15 protein-coding genes are annotated in these 14,957 nt (G+C 60.9%); 9 read left to right on the top strand and 6 right to left on the bottom strand.

The annotated features are described in order from the left end of the window. Nucleotides 1-39: 39 nt before the first annotated feature. Both QNM96_RS10670 and QNM96_RS10665 read right to left on the bottom strand, forming a co-directional pair. Complete coding sequence (locus tag QNM96_RS10670; RefSeq protein ID WP_283836229.1) at nucleotides 40-498, bottom strand: Tfx family DNA-binding protein; 459 nt, start codon at nucleotides 496-498, stop codon at nucleotides 40-42. Nucleotides 499-822: 324 nt separating this feature from the next. Then, nucleotides 823-1,296: a TRAM domain-containing protein gene (locus tag QNM96_RS10665; protein ID WP_283836227.1), complete on the bottom strand. Its 474-nt coding sequence runs from the start codon at nucleotides 1,294-1,296 to the stop codon at nucleotides 823-825. 246 nt (nucleotides 1,297-1,542) lie between these two features. Here QNM96_RS10665 and QNM96_RS10660 point away from each other — a divergent pair, with 246 nt between their 5' ends. From QNM96_RS10660 to QNM96_RS10650, 3 genes are all read left to right on the top strand, one after another. Continuing rightward, nucleotides 1,543-2,334 carry an electron transfer flavoprotein subunit beta/FixA family protein gene (locus QNM96_RS10660; RefSeq protein ID WP_283836226.1) on the top strand — a complete coding sequence of 264 codons (792 nt, stop codon included), beginning with the start codon at nucleotides 1,543-1,545 and terminating at the stop codon, nucleotides 2,332-2,334. Beyond that, complete coding sequence (locus tag QNM96_RS10655; RefSeq protein ID WP_283836225.1) at nucleotides 2,331-3,287, top strand: electron transfer flavoprotein subunit alpha/FixB family protein; 957 nt, start codon at nucleotides 2,331-2,333, stop codon at nucleotides 3,285-3,287. Before QNM96_RS10660 ends, QNM96_RS10655 begins: the two co-directional genes overlap by 4 nt. Before the next feature lie 335 nt (nucleotides 3,288-3,622). Beyond that, nucleotides 3,623-4,465: a polyprenyl synthetase family protein gene (locus QNM96_RS10650; protein ID WP_283836224.1), complete on the top strand. Its 843-nt coding sequence runs from the start codon at nucleotides 3,623-3,625 to the stop codon at nucleotides 4,463-4,465. Between the two features lie 27 nt (nucleotides 4,466-4,492). On the opposite strand, the gene QNM96_RS10645 is transcribed toward QNM96_RS10650, so the two are convergent. Then, entirely contained in the window at nucleotides 4,493-4,972 is a 480-nt protein-coding gene (locus QNM96_RS10645; protein WP_283836223.1) for a cupin domain-containing protein, read from the bottom strand. 67 nt (nucleotides 4,973-5,039) lie between these two features. Further along, a complete protein-coding gene (locus tag QNM96_RS10640; RefSeq protein WP_283836221.1) occupies nucleotides 5,040-6,140 on the bottom strand; it encodes a DUF373 family protein in 1,101 nt (366 codons plus the stop codon). A gap of 197 nt (nucleotides 6,141-6,337) precedes the next feature. Between QNM96_RS10640 and QNM96_RS10635 the strand changes: the two genes are divergently transcribed. Further along, on the top strand, nucleotides 6,338-6,898 hold the full coding sequence (locus QNM96_RS10635) for a cysteine hydrolase family protein (RefSeq protein WP_283836220.1): 561 nt from the start codon (nucleotides 6,338-6,340) through the stop codon (nucleotides 6,896-6,898). Nucleotides 6,899-7,024: 126 nt separating this feature from the next. After that, a complete protein-coding gene (locus tag QNM96_RS10630) occupies nucleotides 7,025-8,020 on the top strand; it encodes a radical SAM protein (RefSeq protein ID WP_283836382.1) in 996 nt (331 codons plus the stop codon). Between the two features lie 96 nt (nucleotides 8,021-8,116). On the opposite strand, the gene QNM96_RS10625 is transcribed toward QNM96_RS10630, so the two are convergent. Continuing rightward, entirely contained in the window at nucleotides 8,117-9,364 is a 1,248-nt protein-coding gene (locus QNM96_RS10625) for a hypothetical protein (protein ID WP_283836219.1), read from the bottom strand. A 157-nt stretch (nucleotides 9,365-9,521) separates the two neighbouring features. Here QNM96_RS10625 and QNM96_RS10620 point away from each other — a divergent pair, with 157 nt between their 5' ends. Together QNM96_RS10620 and QNM96_RS10615 are read left to right on the top strand one after the other, a co-directional pair. After that, nucleotides 9,522-10,739 carry a hypothetical protein gene (locus QNM96_RS10620; RefSeq protein ID WP_283836218.1) on the top strand — a complete coding sequence of 406 codons (1,218 nt, stop codon included), beginning with the start codon at nucleotides 9,522-9,524 and terminating at the stop codon, nucleotides 10,737-10,739. 42 nt (nucleotides 10,740-10,781) lie between these two features. Next, entirely contained in the window at nucleotides 10,782-11,306 is a 525-nt protein-coding gene (locus tag QNM96_RS10615) for a type IV pilin (RefSeq protein WP_283836216.1), read from the top strand. 98 nt (nucleotides 11,307-11,404) lie between these two features. On the opposite strand, the gene QNM96_RS10610 is transcribed toward QNM96_RS10615, so the two are convergent. Then, a complete protein-coding gene (locus tag QNM96_RS10610) occupies nucleotides 11,405-12,031 on the bottom strand; it encodes a methyltransferase domain-containing protein (RefSeq protein ID WP_283836214.1) in 627 nt (208 codons plus the stop codon). A gap of 176 nt (nucleotides 12,032-12,207) precedes the next feature. On the opposite strand from QNM96_RS10610, the gene ahaH reads away from it, so the two are divergent. Both ahaH and QNM96_RS10600 read left to right on the top strand, forming a co-directional pair. After that, the gene (ahaH, locus tag QNM96_RS10605) at nucleotides 12,208-12,540 is read left to right on the top strand and encodes an ATP synthase archaeal subunit H (RefSeq protein ID WP_283836212.1); all 333 of its coding nucleotides are present in this window, start codon (nucleotides 12,208-12,210) and stop codon (nucleotides 12,538-12,540) included. Next, entirely contained in the window at nucleotides 12,527-14,821 is a 2,295-nt protein-coding gene (locus QNM96_RS10600; protein WP_283836210.1) for a V-type ATP synthase subunit I, read from the top strand. The genes ahaH and QNM96_RS10600 overlap by 14 nt, the downstream gene beginning before the upstream one ends. Nucleotides 14,822-14,957 lie beyond the last annotated feature (136 nt).

Here is a 14,957-nt window from a genome sequence, read left to right as displayed (position 1 = left end):
GCAATCGAAGGGGCGCAGCCCAAAAGGGTAGCGAACAGATTATTCCCGATGTCGAACCCGAACGAGCCCGTTCGAGGTCACACCGACGATGAGCGGGGTGGAAATCTTCCGACCTTTCACCGCCGGTCCGGCCGCATCGCTGACAACCTTCATCAGATCGGGGGCGGTGTGATCGACCTTGACGCCGTTTTCGTCGCACGCGTCGTAGACCAGCTGCGGCACGTCGTACAGGTCCGTTCCGGACGGAACCCGAACCCGCACCGGCGCTCGAAGCGCCTCTGCGAAGGCGACGGTCTCGCGGGCCTTGTTCAGGTTCTCTCGAGCGCTCGACTCGATCGAGGAGACGTTCGCCCGCGAGGTTCCCAGGGCATCAGCAATGTCGGCCTGAGAAACGTCTCGCTCCCGCAAGGCGAGGACCTGTGCCTGTCGGTGGGTCAGAATGCTCGTCTCGGACTCGAACCCGATATCCTCAAGCAGCTCCTCGATGTCGTCGATCACGACGATGGCCTCCCGAGCAGGTTCGTGAGCGTGTTCATATGGTCTACTACGTGTCGGCGGGCTCAAAGCGTCTACGATCGAATCGGGTGGCCGAACCGTATTTGGGGAGCGTGGGCGAGTGAAACGAGCATGAACGTTTCGGCGGCTACGCATACTACTAGAACCGCCTCATCTAAACAATGCCCGAACGACTCGAGAACGAACGGTGGCTGTCAGCACCTTCATAAAAACTGCCAGACGAACATCCAGAACTGTCCAATCGATCTCCGATACCGACTCCATGGAAGCAACTGTCCACGGTAAACGGCTGTCGCTGCGAGAGCGTTACGATCCCCAGAAGTTGTCGCGACTTCCGAGTCGCTCACGGTCCGGCTGCCCACTTCGGTTGTCGTCAGTCGTCTCGCTGTCAGCGCCATCGGCGCGTTCGCCGTCGCTCCCGTCCGACTCGCCGTCCTCGTCCGAGTCCATCGGAAGCCGTTCGATCTCTTCGGCTCGAGCGTGGCTGCTGTGGACGCGCTGAATTTCGACCCGAGAACGAGCTTCGGGGAGCACGCCGTCGACCATCACGATAAAGCCGTCTTCGGTTCGCCCAACTCCGGCACCACTTTCGTGCATATCGACGATGTCGACGACGACCTCTTCCCCGCGCTTGATCGGTTGGCTCTTCAGATCGTCGATCGGCTGGTTGTAGTGTTGACACCACTCCTTTCCACCACGGTCACCGTAGTGTTGACACCCCATACCCGAGATCCGCTCCGAAAAGCTCGGACAGTCGTCGGCAAGTGGACAGTCTGCCATATGATTCCCTATCAGCGGCGGCGTTAAACCGCTTGCGTCTTGGAAACGACGTTTGCTCTCGATAGCGAACTCCCGGTTTTTCCGGCGAATGACTCGAACCGAGCCGCCGAAACGGGGAGCCGTTACGATTGTCGCCGACCAGTCCAACGAACGTCCTCGCCCCCTCGAAAAGATATCGAGTCAACTGCTTGTGTATGAAACAGGGTTTCGAAAACGTTTACGGGGATGGCAACGCACGAAACAATGATGAAGATTCTCGTTACGGTCAAGGAAGTCGCGACCGTCGAAGACGAGTTCGACATCGACGGTACTGCGATCGCCGACCAGTACCTCGGTGCCGATCTCAACGAATGGGACGACTACGCCATCGAAGAGGCCGTCCAGCTTCAAGAGGACGGCGTCGCCGACGAGGTCGTCACGGTCACGATCGGCCCCGAGGACTGCGAACAGACCATCCGCCAGGCGCTCGCGAAGGGTGCCGACCGCGCCATCCGCGTCTGGGACGACTCCCTCGAGGGCGTCGACCTGCTCGACGTCGGTGCGAAAACGGATATCCTCCGAGCCGTCGTCGAAGAAGAAGACCCGGACCTCGTTCTGTCGGGCGTTCAGTCCGGCGACGACAGCTTCGGTGCCACGGGCGTTTCTCTGGCCGCGGACCTCGGCCTCCAGTGGGGAGCCGTCGTCAACGACCTCGAGCACGACTTCGAGGACGGCACCGCCTCGGTTCGACGCGAACTCGAGGGTGGCGTCGAGGAGCTGACGAATATCGAACTGCCAGCGGTCCTGACGATCCAGACCGGGATCAACGAGCCCCGGTACGCGAGCCTTCGGGGCATCCGACAGGCCCAGCGAAAGGAACTCGACGTACAGAGTCTCGCCGACCTCGGCGTCGACGAAGGCGTCGTCGAGGGCGACCTGACGCTCACCGGAATGTTCGAACCGGAAACCGAGAGCGACGTCACCGTCTTCGAAGGCGGTGCAGACAACACTGCCGGACAGCTCGCTGATCTCCTCCGCGAGAAGGGGGTGGCGCCATGAGCGATATCCTGGCCGTCGCCGACCACCGACGCGGCGAACTGCGAGACGTCAGCTACGAGATCATCACTGCCGGACGGGAACTCGCCGACCAGACCGGCGGCGAACTCCACCTCGTGATCATTAGTGGCACCGTCGACGAGTTCGCCGAGAAGGCAAACCGCGATGGCGTCGACGTCATCCACACCGTCGACCACGGCGAGGAGTTCAACCACGACGTCTACACGCAGGCAATCAGCCAGCTCTACGACGAGTGCGGCCCACAGTTCGTCCTCGCACCCAACAGCGTCAACGGACTCGACTACGCACCCGCCGTCGCGAACGAACTCGACCTCCCCATCGTCACCGACACGGTCGGACTCGAATCAGACGGCGAAACGCTCGTTGCCAACCGCGAAATGTACGGCGGAAAGGTCGAAACGACCGTCGAGGTCGATTCCGGTCCGGCCGTCGCCACCATCCGAAGCGCCGAGTGGCCCACCGCAGAGGGTACCGGCGACGCTTCGATCGAAGCCTTCGACGCCGATATCGACGAGGACGCGGTCGGCTCGAGCGTCAACGGCTTCGAGGAGGTCGGCGGCGGCGACGTCGACATCAGCGAGGCCGACGTGCTGGTCTCAGTCGGCCGCGGGATCGAAGAGGAGGAGAACCTCGACATCATCCGCGACCTCGCGGACGCGCTCGACGCGACGCTGTCATCGTCGCGCCCGATCGTCGACAACGGCTGGCTCCCGAAGAATCGTCAGGTCGGCCAATCCGGCAAGGTCGTCACGCCCGACGTCTACATCGCTATCGGTATCTCCGGCGCTGTTCAGCACGTCGCCGGGATGAAAGGCTCGGACACGATCGTCGCGATCAACACCGACGAGAACGCGCCGATCATGGACATTGCAGACTACGCGATCTACGACGACCTCTTCGACGTCGTGCCGGCGTTGACCGAGGAGTTTCAGTAGGAGCGTGGTTCGAGCGAAGCGAGAACCACGATATAGCGAGCGGGGAGGAACGACCCGCGAGTTGCGTGGTTCGAGCGAAGCGAGAACCACGATATAGCGAACGGGCGAACGCCCGTGAGCCGCGTGGTTTGACCAAAGCGAGAATCACGGTATAGCGAACGGGCGAACGCCCGTGAGCCGCGTGGTTTGACCAAAGCGAGAACCACGGTATAGCGATAAACGAGCGCTATTTTCACTGTCCGGCCGTTTGCCAATTCGTGCGAACAGTCTCGAGAAACCGAACAGCTTCGGCCACAACCGTCACGTACTTTTTTCCCCCGTCCAAAGCGCTGGCAATGGAACTTCTCGAGCGCCGCCGGGCGCTGATCGAGGAGCGTCTCCTCGAGGTCGTCGACGGCGTCGACCCCGAGACGCTCAGGTCGGAAGTTCGCCACGTGACGCTCTCGGGGGGGAAGCGAGTGCGGCCGATGGTGACGATACTGGCATGTGAAACCGTCGGCGGCGATCGGACGGACGCCGTCGACTTCGGCGTCGGCATCGAACTCGTCCACAGCGCGTCGCTCGTGATCGACGATATCATCGATCGCTCGGAACTTCGCCGGGGGACGACCAGCGCCTGGGCCGAGTTTGGCCACGGGCCCGCAATTATCACCAGCGACGGGTTGCTCGGCGAGGCGTTCGCGCTCTTTTCGGCGGATCCCAAAGCGACGCAGGTCGTCGCCGAATCGATGGTCGAACTCGGCGTCGGCGAGGCGACCGAGCTCTCCTCACAGCCATCGAACGAAGCCGAGTACATGACCCTCGCGCGACGAAAAACCGGCGCGCTCTTTCGCGCCGCGGCCGAACTCGGTGCGATCGCGGCCGACTCCGACCCATTCACGGTCGAAGCGCTCGGGGAGTACGCCGAACGCGTCGGCGTCGCCTTCCAGATCAGAGACGACGTGTTAGACGCCACGGCCGACGCGTCGGAACTCGGGAAACCGACGGGCCACGACGCCGCCCTCGAGCGACCCTCCGTCGTGCAGGTAACCGATCTGACGCCCGAAGAAGCGAACACGCGTGCACGCACGGAAGCGGATCGGGCGATCGACGCCCTGGGAACGGTCGATGTCGTCGATGCGGAGGCACGAGACTACCTGCTCGAGCTGGCGGAGTTCGTCGTCGAGCGCGAGCGGTAGTCGCTGGCCCATCCGTGGATATCGGGCTCACTCTCCTTGCCAGTAGTCGACGTCGCCGTTCATCGGATAGTACCCCTGAACGGACCGTTCCTCGCGTCCGCCCGGCGGTGCGCCGACGAACACGCCGAGTTTTTCCGAGTCCGGGTAGACGGAGACATCGGGTTCGTTCATCGTCGAGAACAGGAGGTACCGGAGGGGACCGCCCGAGTCGTTGATCACCTTGTGCCCGCCCGTTTCGTCGGCCGGGAAGGAGACGTAGTCGCCGTCCTCGAGGTCGTACATCTCGTCCGCGAGTCGAAGCGTTCCGGTCCCCGCGAGCACGTACATCGCTTCTTCGTTTGCTGTGTGGTAGTGGTACGGCCACGATTCACTCCCGGATGGGATTTCGTAGAGACTACATCCGAGCTGGTTGCCGTCCGCCGCCTCGCCCAACTGTTTTCGTCGGACGTTCATCGTTCCCTGGTTCAGGTTCGTCCACTCGAGGTCGTCCGCGTTTATCGGAGCCATAGCCGACGTACAGAAGGGAGAGAAAATAGTTTTTTGCGAACCGTGTTCGTGCCGATATCTCGGGTTCCTACGCGCTATCCGCCCGCCGGGAACCCTCCGAGAACCTCGATTCTGCGACCGCGAACGCGAGCGTGCTCACGATACCGAGCAGGGTGCCCGCGGTGAGTGCGGTCGCGAGCGTCGCGATCCCGAACTCGTCGAGGAAGAACCCGCTGACCGCATAGAGAACGACCGCGATCGCGATCACGTAAAACGGCGCGTTGAGGTATCGCCACTCGAGCCGGCCGGCGATGTACTCGTCGGTGATCTGGCCCAGGCTGGTCGTTATCCCCGCCGCTGCGAACCACTGAACCGAGCCGTAAACCAGCGCGGCGAGCATCATGGGGATCCCGAGCTCGCTCGAGGACGCCGCTCGAGTGTCCTCGAGCATGTTGACGCCGCTAACGCCGCCGAGGACGAACAACGCGGCGGCGACGACGTACGCGAGCAGGGTCGTTCGACCCGCGTACAGCGATCTGCGGCCATACTCGACGGTCGCATCGAGGTACTCGCCCAGCCCGAGACCTCGGGAGATGAGATACAACCCGAGCAACGTCGAGGTGACGCCGAGGACGAGCCCCGGGAGCTCGAGGAGCGCGCCGATCAGCGCGAGCGGGTAGATCAGCAGGAGGATCCCGATCGGAATCAGGACGGTTCCGCGCGTCTCGGGGTCGTTTAGCACCTGCTTGATTGTGTAGTACATCGACTCGAGGTTCTGTGCCTGGCGGACGACGACCCGCCGAACGCCGTCGATGGGGGCCCTCGAGCGGATGATCGGGATAACGGACTCGTCCTGTGCGCCGTCGGTGATGACCAGCGTCGTGACGTCCTCTGCAGTCGAGAGGCTCGCGAGGACTGTATCGACCTCGTCGCCGACTTCTCGGTTCGCGTCGACGTCGCCGCCATCGTTACCCGTCACGACCGCGACCTCGACGCTCTCGTCGCGCTCTGTGAGGTCGTCGTAGACGTGGATCCCCTGAAAAATGACGTTGACGTCCGAGTCCTCGGGATCGGCGGTCGCCAGCGCGACAGCCGCCTCCTCGACTGGCTCGCGGCCGATAACTGGCGTCGAGAAGCCGGTCTTGCGGCCGAGATCGTCGTCGAGATCGACGCACAGGACCAACAGCATCGCCTCGGGGTACGGGGGCGTGGTATTTCCATCTTCGGGGTACGGCCCCTCGAAGGGAGGTGAAGCGACGGACCGCCAATCGATCGAACCACGGTCGAAAAGACTCCCTCGAGGGGCCGGCGATCGGGCAGACAGCAGCCGATCGGGCGAGGGCCCCCGGTCGAAGCGTTCAACCCATCGACCCGCCAAGAGCCGGTATGAACCTATTCGCGAGCGACCGGCCGGTCGCACTCCTCCTCATCGACGTGCAGAAGGGATTCGACAATCCCGTCTACGGCGAGCGGAACAATCCCGACGCCGAGGCGAAGATCGGGGAGTTGCGCTCGCGGTGGCGCAAGGCCGAACAGCCGATCGTCCACGTCAAACACAGCTCGACCGAACCCGAGTCGCCGCTTCGACCGGACGAACCCGGCAACGCGTTCAAGCCAGTGGGCGAGCCTCGAGATGACGAACCCATCGTCGAAAAGCGGGTCAATTGCGCGTTCGTCGGAACGGAACTCGAGTCGTGGCTCCGAGAGCGCGACATCGAGACGATCGTCTGCTGTGGGTTTACGACAGACCACTGCGTGTCGACGACGACCCGGATGGCCGAGAACCGCGGTTTCGACCCAATCGTCGTCGCGGACGCCACCGCGACGTTCGACCGCGAAGGGAACGACGGAACGACCTTCGACGCCGAGACGACCCACCAGCACGCGCTGGCACATCTTCGAGGCGAGTTCGCGACGGTTCTCGAGACCGCCGCCCTCCTCGAGTAACGACCCGCCCAGAGCGGGAATCGACGGCCGCTTTCGGACGCGAGCGACGACCGCGGCGTGAACATGCAACACACCCATTGCACGTTTCGCACGGCTTTTGACCCTCGAGACAGTATGAAGAGTCGAATGATTTCGAAGGGCTGTGAGCAGTGTGCGAAAGGCGGAAAGATGGTGCTGTTCGTCTACGGCTACTGCGACCAGCGCGACTGCTTTTACTGCCCGCTCGGCGAGAACCGCAAGAACGTCACGGACGTTTACGCGAACGAACGGCTCGTCGAGGACGACGAGGACGTGCTCACCGAAGCCCATCGGATGGACGCGCTCGGAACGTCGATCACGGGCGGGGAACCCCAGGAAGCTTTAGAGCGCACCTGTCACTACCTCGAATTGCTCAAAGACGAGTTCGGTGAGGACCACCACACCCACCTCTACACCGGGATTCCGGGCGGCCGAGAGAACATGCGCCGACTCTCCGAGGCGGGTCTCGACGAGATACGGTTCCACCCGCCGCTCGAACAGTGGGGCGACCTCCACGGGACTGAATGGGAGGATATTCTCCACATCGCGCGTGAGGAAGGACTCACACCCGCCTTCGAGATTCCGGGCATCCGCCCCGAACCGGAGTTCCTCGAGTTCCTCGACGAAGGCGCGGCCGAGTTCTGTAACATCAACGAGTTCGAGATGAGCGACGGGAACTTCCGCCGGATGCAAGAAGAGGGGTACGAACTCAAAGAGGATCACATGAGTGCGGTGGACAACGACCGCGAGAAGATCCTCGACGTAATGGGCGATCACGAACGGACCTACTTCTGTACCTCCGTGTTCAAAGACGCCGCCCAGCACCGACGGCGACTCAAACGAGTCGCACGGAACGTTCGCAGGGAGTTCGACGACGTCACCGACGACGGCACGCTCGTCTACGGAAAAACGTACGCCGAACCGGATCGACTCGCGGATCTCGGCGTTCCGGAGGAGTTCTACACCGTCAAGACGAACCACGTCGAAGTCGCCTGGTGGCTCTTAGAGGAGATGATCGACGAGGGCGACCTCGAGGACGGGGAAATCGTCGAGCAGTATCCCACGTATGACGGACAAGTGGTCGAACGAACGCCGCTCGCGTAGTGTCTTGGACCGCGACCGGCCGGTAGACGAGCAACTTTTTGTCGACGGTTGGATGTGATAGTTGGGTAAAATTCCGTTCGAAGCGCCAGCCGTTCGTCAGTCGATCTCGGTTGGGTCGACTTCAGGATGCGTGATCAGGTTCTCGCGACCGATTCGGAGTTTTTCGATCTCCTCGTCGTCGTCCATCTTCGAGAGCAGTTGGGAAACCTTCGCGTTCGACCATCCGGTTTCTTTGACGATCGTCGCCTGTTTCATTCGACCGCCGTTATCACTGAGCATTCTGTGGACGCGTTCCTCGTCACTCAACAGCGACGGATCGACATCCTCGACCTCGTCAAACTCGAGTTCGGCGTCGCGACGGCCGTCAGAAACCGGAGTCTCGCTCGCTGGCGGAACCGAGCGATTCGTCCCGAAAGAGTTGCCCTCCGCACCGGCATCACCGTCCGCGCCGCCCGCAGTTCCCGGCAGTGAAGCCCACGGAACGCGTTCGGAAAGCTTCTCGAGATCCGAGCGGCGCTGAGCGAGAAGATAACCGCCGATGCCGAACACGAGCGCGAACAGGAGGAGTCCACCCCCGATCCATCCGACGTCGAAGCCACCACCGTTCGTACCGACCGACGACAGGAAGACGAGGTCGGGTTCGTTGTCTAATTCCGTGGGACCGGTCCAGGTGTAGACACCGTCGTCCTCGCCCGGGGTCGCCCCTTCGTAATTTGGCGGGACCTGAATAACGAGTTGTTGGTTGCTGTTGAGGAAGGAGAACAGACTACCGTCATCGTTCTGGAACACATCGTCGACGTAGATACGGTCACCGTCGACCTTCCCGAAATTCGTCCAGGTAAACGAATAGGATATGACTCCGATTTTCGCGTCTTCGACATCGAGGTCGTCATCGGCCTCGATCGTGTCGTGTTCGTCTTCTGTCGGTGCCTCGGTACGGGGCTCGTTCCACTGGTCGTCCTCAATCGACATCTCTCGATCGACCGCCTGCTCGGCGTTTGCTCTGGCCTGATCGAACGCCGTTATGGGGTAGTCGTCGTTGGAGACCCGGTCGGTAGCGAACTGCATAAACCGTTCAGTCTCGTCGTCGTCTTCCAGAATGAAGCGACTTTCGACGGTCCATTCAGCGTCTCCAGATTCGGTTATGTTGATGGTGAAGACCTGTTTCGGATCCGCGGCCCCGAAACTGTCCGAGTGTTGGACAGTCGTTGCGGTGAAAGCGTGGACGGCGGTTCGATCGTCCACCGTCGGTGCGGGCGTAGATGGAGAGGCGGCCACTGCTCCGAGCGTCGACGTAACGAGGAGGGCTGTGAGGGCAAGCGTGAAGGCGGTCGATAACCGCATACGTACAATCGGTGGTTTCCCAGGGGAAAAAACACTTTCCATCGGAAAATCACGTATTACTTCGTCGGGTGCGTTCGCAGTCTGGTGGTAGTCCGCGATTACTATCGATCGTCACTTGTCGACTCATTTTTGTACCAGAGGGTTATAGAGTAATGTAATGACGAACGCGATGCCCGCCCTCCTCGCGTTGCTTCTCGTCTTCTCCCTCCCAGCGATGGCCGTCAGTGCGGCGAATCCATCAGCCGCTGGTAGCCACGTTGATGAGAGATACGAGGCGACGACCGTCCAATCCGTCGAACCGACGGCCCTCGACGGCACGACGAACCGCCTCGAACTAACCGGGGAGACTCGGACGGACACGGTCGACTATAGCACAACATTAGGGACCGAACTCGCGACCGCTGACGACGAACTGCGGAGCGAATACGATCGATACACAATCCTCGACCACGAGTTCGACGAAGCGACGAGCGACGAGCAGATCTCGATGATCAGGTCGGCAAGAGAGTACGTCCAGAACCGAACGAACGAGCTCGAGGACCGCTCGCACACGGCCGCCGCCGCTCACGCGAACAACGAAATCTCTAGCGAACAGTTCATCCAAAAGCTCATCAGGAACCACAACGAGGCGAACTCGCTCGCTGACACGATCGACGAAATTGACGACAAAGAGGACCAGATTCTGGGCTACAGCATCGACCTCACCGAAGACGAACATCGACTCGACATGCAACAGGGGTCGGTTCGATCGCTAGCCGATGGAACGACGCAGGAAACTGCAACGGGACAGACTATCGAGATCGAAACCTCCGAAAACGGGTATCAACTCGAAACGATAGTCGATGACACGTACGTCGTCGAAACGACTCGCTTCGACAACCGAGATAGAGATGGTTGGGACGAGTTCGATGAAACGATAGATGCGTTCCATCACACGGAAGACCTGTACCCGTGGGCGGCAGAAGACGGTGAAACGAGCTTCCGCGATCGCAACGAGGACCCAGCGAACTTCTATCACGCCGAAATATCCCACAGTCAGGGAGTCCTCTCTACGTTCCTCGACAGTAACTCCGGCGAGATCTACCACGAGGTCCAGGAGTTGAGCCTCGATTCGTTACCGATTTCCGAAACGACGACGGAGACAGACAACGGCCTGGTTCTCACGCACAACGAGACGCCGTCGAACGGTCCGATCGAGATCATCGTCAACGACTCGGAGTCAGATGATCCCGTCGAGTCTGCAACCGTTTCTATCGACGGAATCGAGGCCGGTGAGACCGACGACGAAGGGACAATCTGGCTCTTGCCACCGGACGAAGAGTACACCGTCGAAGTCGAGGCAAACGGTGGGGAAGTCGAGCTGACGATACCCTAGTTGGCCGAGGGTTTATTCCGGATAACGGATCCATCGTTCCATGTGGCTTCGAACGATAGGGCGTTCCAAACGCGAAATTCAGACTTTCCGCGGGGAACGAAAGCGGAGACTCGAGCGGTCAGCTCGCTCGTCGGGATACTGACGTTGCTCGTCGTTACCATCGTTCTCGCAGCCGTCGTCGCAGCCGGTGCAAACTCGATTGGAACGGCACCGTCTCCGCCGGCGGCCGGATTCGATCTCGCTGCCGACGGTCAGCAGTCGACGATCGTACTCGAACACATCGGCGGAAACTCGATCGACGTCGACAAACTCGCGATAACCATCGAAATAAACGGCGACCCCCTCGAATCACAGCCGCCCGTTCCGTTCGTCGGTGCGGAGGGGTTCGATGAGACGCCGACCGGACCGTTCAATGCCAGAAGCGATTCGATCTGGCGCGGAGGAGAATCTGCGAGCGTCCGACTGGCGTCGACGAACGAACCGCGATTAGGGACGGGTGATACGGTTACCGTGACGCTCGCTGTTGACACCCATCGAATCGCGGTACTCGAGGAGACGGCAACCTGACGGCTTCGAGAAGATGGCAACCTAACAGAAAAGAGAATGCGACGCCGATCGATGCAAGCTAGAGACCAAACGCGACGCGGTAAGCGAAACGCGTCGAGTCAATTCTCGGGGGCACGACCGATCGTCGTGATCGCAACGTCGGGTTCGTAAGACGGCCCCATGAACTTGTGTTTGACCTCCTCGAAGCCGGCGGTCTTGAACATCCGGTCGGCCTCGTACTCGTCGTAAAAGAGCATCATCGCATCGGCGAGTTTCTGTGCGACGAGGCGGTCGGGATAGTTCGGTCCGACGACGAGGACCTGTCCGCCCGGTTTCAGGACGCGACGGAACTCTCGAAGCGCCAGGATCGGATTCGGCCAGTATTCGATCGATCCCGAGGACCAGACGACGTCGAACGTATCCGTTGCGAAGGGGAGCCGCTCGGCGTCCCCACGGTGGAACTGGACGGACGGATTTCGTTTGCCGAACTTTCCGTAGGCCTTCTCGAGTTGGTGTTCGCTCTGATCGAGCGCGTAGACGTGATCGACTTCCTCGAGTAATCCCTCGGTCCCGAACCCGGTCCCACAACCGACATCGAGCACCGTCATATCCTCCTCGAACTCGAGCAAATCGAGGGCCTCGGTTCGCATTTGTTCGTTCCAGATGAACGGGTTGATCCGGTCGTACACCGTCGAGAGGTACTTATAAAAGAATCGAGCCCTGGCTTTGTTCTCGAGGATTCCCATTAGTCGTGAGGTTTCAGTTCGAACGCAATATGCTTGCTGTTCTATCCTTTTGGACGAATTTCGGGATTGTGTATTGAGTAACCATGTCATGATTTAGGCGTTTTGACGGCCCAATCAGTGGATCACTTTCGCAACTACCATATACGCGCTTGAGCAAACGTTCGCTTGCTTAGATTATGCCGAGGCCAGAGGTTCTCGAACGACTTCAGTCGGCCGAACACGAGGCCGACGACATCGTCGCAAAGGCAGAAAACGACCGCGACGAGCGAATAGCCGAGGCCCGGGAACGCGCCGAGGAGATTCGCACAGACGCTGAACAGGAAGCGCGTGAACTCAAAGAGCGCCGGCTTGAGGAGGCGCGCGAACAAATAGACGACGAGTGCGAACGCGTCCTCGAGGAGGGGAAGGCGGATCGCGAGGCACTCGTCGAACGAGCCGAAGAGCGGGTCGACGACGTGACCGATCACGTCGTTTCCCTGTTCCAGGAGGACGTCCATGCTCAGACCTGAGCAGATGAGCAAGATCTCGGTGACCGGCTCGAAGGGCGTCATGCCCACGGTCATCGAGACGATTCACGAGCTCAACCTGGTCCACCTCTCGGACTATGACGGCACCTGGGAGGGGTTCGAAAACGGCAACCCCATGGAAGGAGCCGACAACGTCTCCGAGAAGCTGGTGACGGTTCGAGCGCTCGAGAGTACGCTCGATCTGTCGGCCGACGACGTCGCCCCGGGAACGCTCGTTGACGACTGGGAGGCGCGCCTCGAGCGCGTCCGGACCCGTGTAAACGAGCTCGACGACGAGCGAAGCGAGGTCCGCGAACAGCTCCGGCAAGTTGAGGAGCGACTCGACCGGGTCGGTCCGTTCGCCGAACTCGGAATCGACCTCGATCTGCTTTCGGGCTACGAGCACGTCGACGTGCTCGTCGGCGAAGGAGCGCCCGAGGAAGTCGACGCGGTGCTCGACAATGCCGAGGAGATCGGCGCCTACGAGACGTTTACGGGCGGCGACATCGTCGCAATCGTCGCGTCACCTGCAGAGGGTGACGAGCCGGCGGGAATCATCGACGACGCGCTCGTCGGGATCGAGTTCAATCGCTACGCTGTCCCGGACACCGAGAAGAGTCCACAGGAGTACGTCAGCGAACTCGAGGAGCGCAAAGCAACCCTCGAGGACGAACTCGACGCGACCGACGCCGAACTCGGCGAGATCAAACTCGAGGAAGGCGGATTCCTCCTGCGGATCGAGGAGGAGCTTCGCATCGAAGCACAACGGGCCGATGCCCCGCTCCAGTTCGCGACGACGCGTCGAGCGTTCATCGCTGAGGGATGGATTCCCTCCGGGGAGTACGACGAACTCGTTACATCGTTGAACGACGCGGTCGGCGACAGCGTCGAGATCGAAGAGCTCGAGCGCGCCGAGTACGATCGACACGGCGCGCCGACGCACTCGGCTCCGGTTCCAGCTGAGGAAGGAGGCGTCGTCGGTGACGAAGAGGACACCGACGAGACGGCCGCCGAAGAAGACGGCGAGAAACCCAAGGCGGCAACGGACGGCGGCACGGCGAACCGCGACGACGGTGCCGTGACGATGGACGAGGATCCACCGGTCGTCCTCGACAATCTCACGCCAGCCAAGCCGTTCGAGATGATGGTGCAGATGGTCAGCCAGCCAAAATACAGGGAGCTCGATCCGACGCTGCTCGTCTTCCTAACGTTCCCGGCCGCGTTCGGGTTCATGATCGGGGACATCGGTTACGGTATCCTCTACATGGCTATGGGCTGGGCTTGCTGGAAGTTCTTTGACTCGGACGCGATGAGCGCGATCGGGTCGATCGCAGTCTGGGCCGGCGGATTTACCGTCTTCTTCGGTTATCTGTTCGACGATATCTTCGGCGTCCACATGGCCGATCTCGGCCTGTACTTGCCGCTCGCTGGCTCGCTCTCGAAGGGTATCCAGACCGTCGAGTGGGTCCTACTGTGGGCGGTCGTGAGCGTCATCTTCGGCCTCGTCCACTTGAACATTGGGCTGATCATCGGCTTCATTAACGAGCTTGATCACGGCCTGAAAGCCGCGATCTTCGAGAAGTTCTCGTGGATCCTCGCGCTCAACGGGCTGTTCATCTGGATCTTCAGCCATCAGGACGCGGGAACTCTCGGGCTCGGCCCAGACCTGACGGCAGCGGAGTACAAACCGCCGTTCCTCGTCGGTAGCGGCGAGGAAGCGGTGCTCCACAGTTCCGATTACTTCATGGATCTCGGCTTCGCCGGGTTCCCCGAACTCGTCGGTGTGATCGGCCTCGTCGCGTTCCTCGTCGGCTTCGTCATGGTGGCCGTCGGTGAGGGAATTGCAGGTGTCGCCGAAACGCCAGCCTGGGCGTTCGGTCACGTCCTTTCGTACCTACGAATCGTGGCCGTCTTGCTCGCAAAGGGTGTCATGGCGTTCGTCGTGAACCTCCTGGTGTTCGGTGCCTACGAGGCTCCCAACGGCTACATGTACTTCGACATCCCAGGCGTTGGGGCAGAAACTGTCGCAGGGACAGGAGACCTCTCCCAACAGTTCGTCGGACTCATCCACCTCGGTGACGGGATCGCGCTCTCGGCTCTCGGCATCATCCTCGGTGTCATAGTGTTCGTCGTCGGCCACATCGTCGTCCTCCTGCTCGGCATCACCGCGGCGGGCATTCAGATGCTCCGCCTCGAGTATGTCGAGTTCTTCCAGAAGTTCTACGAGGGCGGCGGCGAAGAGTACGAGCCGTTCGGTGACGATCGAACACACACAGCCGATTAAGCGCGTTTGCGTCGAATCTCGTTTTTCTCATCGTTCGTTCGAAGTCACGGAACGACTCGAATCAATACTCGTGTTACTCCCAAACACAGCGGTCTAAGGCCTAATGAGAGAGCTTAGCTATGTCGAATTCTTTCGG

The organism is Halostagnicola sp. A-GB9-2 (genome assembly GCF_030068615.1).
In the GTDB taxonomy this organism is placed as follows: domain Archaea; phylum Halobacteriota; class Halobacteria; order Halobacteriales; family Natrialbaceae; genus Halostagnicola.
This window is presented reverse-complemented; position numbering and strand designations above follow the sequence as displayed.